Below are 4,658 nucleotides of genomic sequence, written 5' to 3'. Positions count from 1 at the left end.
CGGCTCTTTGACAGGCTTGTTCCCGTTCCAAATTTGCCACATTCTCCTGCCAGTAGCGTACACCGCCGCCCTCTGTGATCCTGCAGAGAGGGTGTCCATCCCACTCCACGGGAAGTAGACCGTCCTGCACAGCTTGGGTGGTAAATCCCTCTCGCTGGAGTACTCGGCGAAGCTCCTGAAAAAATACTGCTCGATCCATTTTGATTACCTCCTTGGGCTTAGAGCCCTTTTTGAATAAGCCGGTTTCAAAAAGGGCGCCAAGTGGGGATGTCTACGCAAATCTCAGGGGAGAAGGGGGTTCGAATCCCTTCGGTTACTGAGAAACAGCAGTTTACATCTATGGAATTTTCGGTGAAATTTTGAGGAGAAAAGCCCGGAAACAGTATAGATGCCGTAGGCTTTCAGCCTACGGCATCTATACTGTTTTGCTTTTATGGAATACCCCAACACTATAGATATTTCGAACCCTGCATGGATTCAGGAGTGTCAAAAATCAACAACGCTAAGATACGAATTTTCTGTTGAGAAATGGACTACGCTTACTCCGGCAACCTCTCGATTTTTTCCGCCTCAGCCAGAACATGAAGTTGATATTGAGCAATCTGACGCAGAACTTCAAAGCGTTCCGCTTTGCCCATTCCGCTTTTGATCAGCTCGGCGTTATGGGTTTCCAAATTGGAGAGGACAGTCAACTCTGCGATAGAAGCATAGTCTCGGATATTGCTCTTCTTTGCAAGCTCAGGATTGGCATCGCGCCACTCCCTTGCCGTACATCCAAACAGAACGACGTTGAGCAGATCTGCCTCATCTGCGTAGGCGAGCCATTCGGTATTCTTGGTGTAGCTGCTCTGAGGCAGTACATAATTTTTGACTGCATCTGTGTGAATGAGGTAATTGCTTTTGGAGAGGAAACGCTTAGCATCCCACTCTAATTTCAGACGATCATTTTCGCCATCTTTTAAGCGCTGGTATTCTTTTAGCAGGTACAGCTTGAATACCGGACTGATGGCAGAACCAAACTCAAACGCAATGTCCTTGTGGGCGTAAGTTCCACCGTAGCGTCCTGACTGAACATACAGCCCAATCGCCCCGGTCGTCTGAATCCACTCTTTGGCGCTGAGGGTAAATGTGTGGAGTCCTGCTTCACTTTTAAGGTGGTCGAATTCGACCACTTTAAAATCTGGATTGTACAGGAGTTCCCACGTGCCCAGAAACTCCAGTGTAGAGCGGGACCGCAGCCAATTTTTGATGACATCAGCAGCCCGTCCTGCGTCGGTACGGGCTTTTGCCATGTCGGTGAGGCTGATGAAGTCGCCTTGGTCAACGTTTATGATCGTGACAGGTGTATTCTGCACGGTAATCAGAGAGGTTTTCTTTTTCTGGCTCACTGTTGCACCTCCAAGAGTATGTGCCATACAGTTTGTCGGGAATACATACACAAACTTGTTGTATTCACTTTCAGTTTAGCACGGCGCTATGGAATCGTCGAGACGAATTTCAAAGTGTGTGAGAAATTCAGTCGTTTGATGGGGAAAATGTATTGTCTTTGGCCTTGCATTAAACTCCTCGAATTCGAGGGGCTTAATGCGAGGGGGTTCGATTCTTCTGAATATGATGTAATAGTGCATGACAGCCGTCCGTTACATCTCGCCAGGTCGTATCGAAGTCACCAGTGTACCACGGGTCGGCTACCTCGCCGGGGTGGTCCGTAAAATCCATCAACAGATGCATCTTGTTGGAAAAATCGCCGCCGCAAATGCGGTACATATTTTGCAGGTTGGCATGTTCCATGCCAATCAGGAGGTCGTACTTTTCGTAGTCGCTGTTCCGCAGCTGGCGAGCCGTTTTGCCAGAGCAGTCGATGCCATGCTCGGCCAGCTTGCGGCGGGCCGGCGGGTATACTGGATTGCCGATCTCCTCGGCGCTGGTGGCTGCCGACTCGATTTGAAAGCCCTGCTCTAGACAGGCCTTCTTCACCAAATCCTTCATTATAAACTCGGCCATCGGGCTTCTGCAAATGTTGCCGTGGCAGATGAAAAGTATCTTGATCATGCGTTGAACACTCCAATTTGCTATCTTCCCATTTAGTATAGCACGGAAGTTCGGATTCGTCGAGGAGGATTTCCAGATGGGCCTCTGCTGCGATTTTTCTCTGAAGTTCAGCCTTTGACCAGCCGAATTGCCGGGCGGCACACAGATACCAGCGCCGTGAGTCCATGTCCAGATCTGCTTCCAGAATGACTACGTTCTGCGTCCAGCTGAGTTCCATGGCCAGCTTCAGCAGCCCAGGATTCTTGCCATACATCCGGTAGAAATCCCGCATCCTTCGCAGGTTGCGAGGGGAGAGGCCAGGAACATCTGGATAATTCTGCTTCAAGTACTCAGCAGCGGCCACAGCGGCACCCTTTTCCGTGCGCTGGCAAATGAGACGGCCCAATTCGTAATACAGCTTTGACTGGGACATATCTGTGCTCATTGCAACTCGCATGGCATCAAACATGGTGGAATAATCGATGTTTTTACGAATGTTCATGGTTTCTCCTTTCCGGCGCTGTACGCCTAACTTTATTTTAGAGGGGGTAAGATGGACAAGATTCAAAGGGCACTTCATAATAATTGCATCTATTTTGTTATGAGGAGGGCTCTCTATGCAGACTGTATCATCTCTGGTTGCTGACTATCTTGAAGCAAGTGAATATGAAAAGAAACTATCACCACATACGATAAAGGCCTATCGTATTGATTTGCGACAGTTTTCAGAATTTTCAAATGATATTTTGGCGAATAAGGAGGAGTTGGTGCGTTATATCAAATATCTCAATCAACACTTTGCCCCCCGTACAGTCAAACGTAAGCTGGCAAGTGTGAGTGCTTTTTACCATGAACTGTCGATAGCTGGGACTCTGGAGGAAAATCCTTTCGATAAGATTCATGTTCGCATTCATTCACCGCAACAGCTTCCGCGAATTATATCCTCACAGGTTGTGCGTGAGCTTTTGCAAAGTGCCTATTCCAGTTATCCTGGGGAGGGGCGTCAAGCGTTACGAGACATTGTAGTGCTGGAGCTTTTATTCAGCACAGGACTTCGAGTATCAGAATTATGTTCCTTGACAAAGGAGACGTTTCAATTGGATAGAAATGGACTTCGACTTCTTATTAACGGGAAGGGGAGGAAGGAGCGTATCATCCAAATCACAACTCCAGAACTGCTTCGGCTCCTACAAATCTATTGCAACGAGTATTGCGAGGAGATACAGAAGCAGGGGGCCATTCTTTATAACCAGCGTGGGCGCCCGATCTCTACTCAATCAGTTCGTCGGATTATTACGAAATACCTTCAGAGGACCCATACGACCTGCCATGTAACACCACATATGTTTCGCCACACGTTTGCGACATCTCTCCTAGAGGCAGGAATGGATATCCGATACATTCAATCGCTACTGGGGCATAGCTCTATCTCCACCACTCAAATCTATACTCATGTGGCGGCAGAACGACAGGCGACACTCCTGTTGGAATTACACCCCAGAGGAAAAATGAGCTTCAGCCTTTGAAGAAAGCAAGGACTACCAGATATTGTGAACCGCTCCCCGTCAAGAGGACAGTGAAAAAATATAAAGTTTTCCCGGCCAGTAGCCTATATGTGCTGCTGGCCGCTTTTTATGCAGCGAGATACAGTTCATGCTTTTCCATAGGCGTCAGCACACCCAGATTTCGCTGCACTCTCCTGGTGTTGTAATAGTGGATGTAATGTCTGATCATCTGGACAAGTTCTTTCTTGCTGGTAAAGCGTCTGCCGTAGTAACGCTCCCGCTTTAAGATGCCCCAGAAACCTTCCATAGGGCCGTTGTCAATGCAGTGGGCCACACGGGACATACTCTGTGTCATCCCCGCCTGCACGAGCTTGTGGTGGAATGTTCGGTTTGTATACTGAAAGCCTCTGTCACTGTGGAACAGTGGATGAGCAGTTGGATTTGCCTTCACCGCTTTGTCAAAGGTCTTGAATACGAGAGGGTTATCGTTGCGTTCACCAATGATATAGGACACAATGCGCCGATCATATAGATCCAGAATGGCACTGAGATAGATCTTGTGTACTTCGGTACCCTCATACCACTTGAACTCGGTCACATCGGTCAGCCATTTCTCATTCGGCTTTACCGCATAGAATTGGCGATCCAGCAGGTTCTCAGCTAAATACTGAGGGTTCTTGGCCCGCCTGGTACAGCTGTGGTTACTGTACTTCACGGTAGACCGAATATCTCTGGCACGGCAGATACGAAGCACTCTCTTGTCATTGACATGGATACCGTAGTCATGGCGCAGGTCGTCATTGAGCCTCCGATAACCCTTATCTGGACTTTCTAAGTGAATTTTCTCAATGGTGTCGGCCAACTGCTCATTCTCCGCAGCTCTGTGGCTACGCTTGCCAGTAGCCCATTTGTGGTACGCAGACCGAGCCACGTGGAGCAGCTTGCAGGTTGCCTCAATGGGAAACCCCTGCTGCTCATGACACTCCTGAATTGCTTTATAAGTACGGCGCTGTCTCACTTCTTCCAGGCCTCTCTCCTCTCGATCTCGTCCAATTTTTTTAGCAGTGCATTCTCCATTTCCGCCAGATATAGCTTGTGCTTGAGTTGCTCAATTTCAATTTG

4 protein-coding genes and 2 pseudogenes are annotated in these 4,658 nt (G+C 48.4%); 1 reads left to right on the top strand and 5 read right to left on the bottom strand.

Annotation, left to right across the window (positions count from 1 at the left end; genetic code table 11):
• The 4 genes and pseudogenes from H9X86_RS11580 to H9X86_RS13025 all read right to left on the bottom strand — a co-directional run.
• Positions 1-199, bottom strand: a pseudogene (locus H9X86_RS11580) (hypothetical protein); the annotation flags it as partial.
• A gap of 340 nt (positions 200-539) precedes the next feature.
• The gene (locus tag H9X86_RS11575; protein WP_242962866.1) at positions 540-1,388 is read right to left on the bottom strand and encodes a KilA-N domain-containing protein; all 849 of its coding nucleotides are present in this window, start codon (positions 1,386-1,388) and stop codon (positions 540-542) included.
• 193 nt (positions 1,389-1,581) lie between these two features.
• Positions 1,582-2,052, bottom strand: coding sequence for a low molecular weight protein-tyrosine-phosphatase (locus H9X86_RS11570; protein ID WP_204901670.1), 471 nt, complete (start codon positions 2,050-2,052; stop codon positions 1,582-1,584).
• An 88-nt stretch (positions 2,053-2,140) separates the two neighbouring features.
• Positions 2,141-2,476, bottom strand: a pseudogene (locus tag H9X86_RS13025) (DUF1016 N-terminal domain-containing protein); the annotation flags it as partial.
• Between the two features lie 172 nt (positions 2,477-2,648).
• Between H9X86_RS13025 and H9X86_RS11560 the strand changes: the two are divergent.
• Entirely contained in the window at positions 2,649-3,557 is a 909-nt protein-coding gene (locus tag H9X86_RS11560) for a tyrosine-type recombinase/integrase (RefSeq protein WP_087257203.1), read from the top strand.
• Positions 3,558-3,663: 106 nt separating this feature from the next.
• Here H9X86_RS11560 and H9X86_RS11555 read toward each other — a convergent pair whose 3' ends face one another.
• The gene (locus H9X86_RS11555; RefSeq protein ID WP_204901669.1) at positions 3,664-4,554 is read right to left on the bottom strand and encodes an IS3 family transposase; all 891 of its coding nucleotides are present in this window, start codon (positions 4,552-4,554) and stop codon (positions 3,664-3,666) included.
• Positions 4,555-4,658 lie beyond the last annotated feature (104 nt).

This window comes from Pseudoflavonifractor capillosus (genome assembly GCF_016902575.1).
GTDB lineage: Bacteria > Bacillota > Clostridia > Oscillospirales > Oscillospiraceae > Enterenecus > Enterenecus capillosus_A.
Note: the sequence above shows the minus strand (reverse complement) of the source record. Positions and strands in the feature narration are given on the sequence as shown.

Excerpts from the sequence above, each read along its gene's own strand:
- H9X86_RS11570 (WP_204901670.1), bottom strand. The coding sequence starts at position 2,052 with ATGATCAAGATACTTTTCATCTGCCACGGCAACATTTGCAGAAGCCCG.
- H9X86_RS11560 (WP_087257203.1), top strand. The coding sequence starts at position 2,649 with ATGCAGACTGTATCATCTCTGGTTGCTGACTATCTTGAAGCAAGTGAA.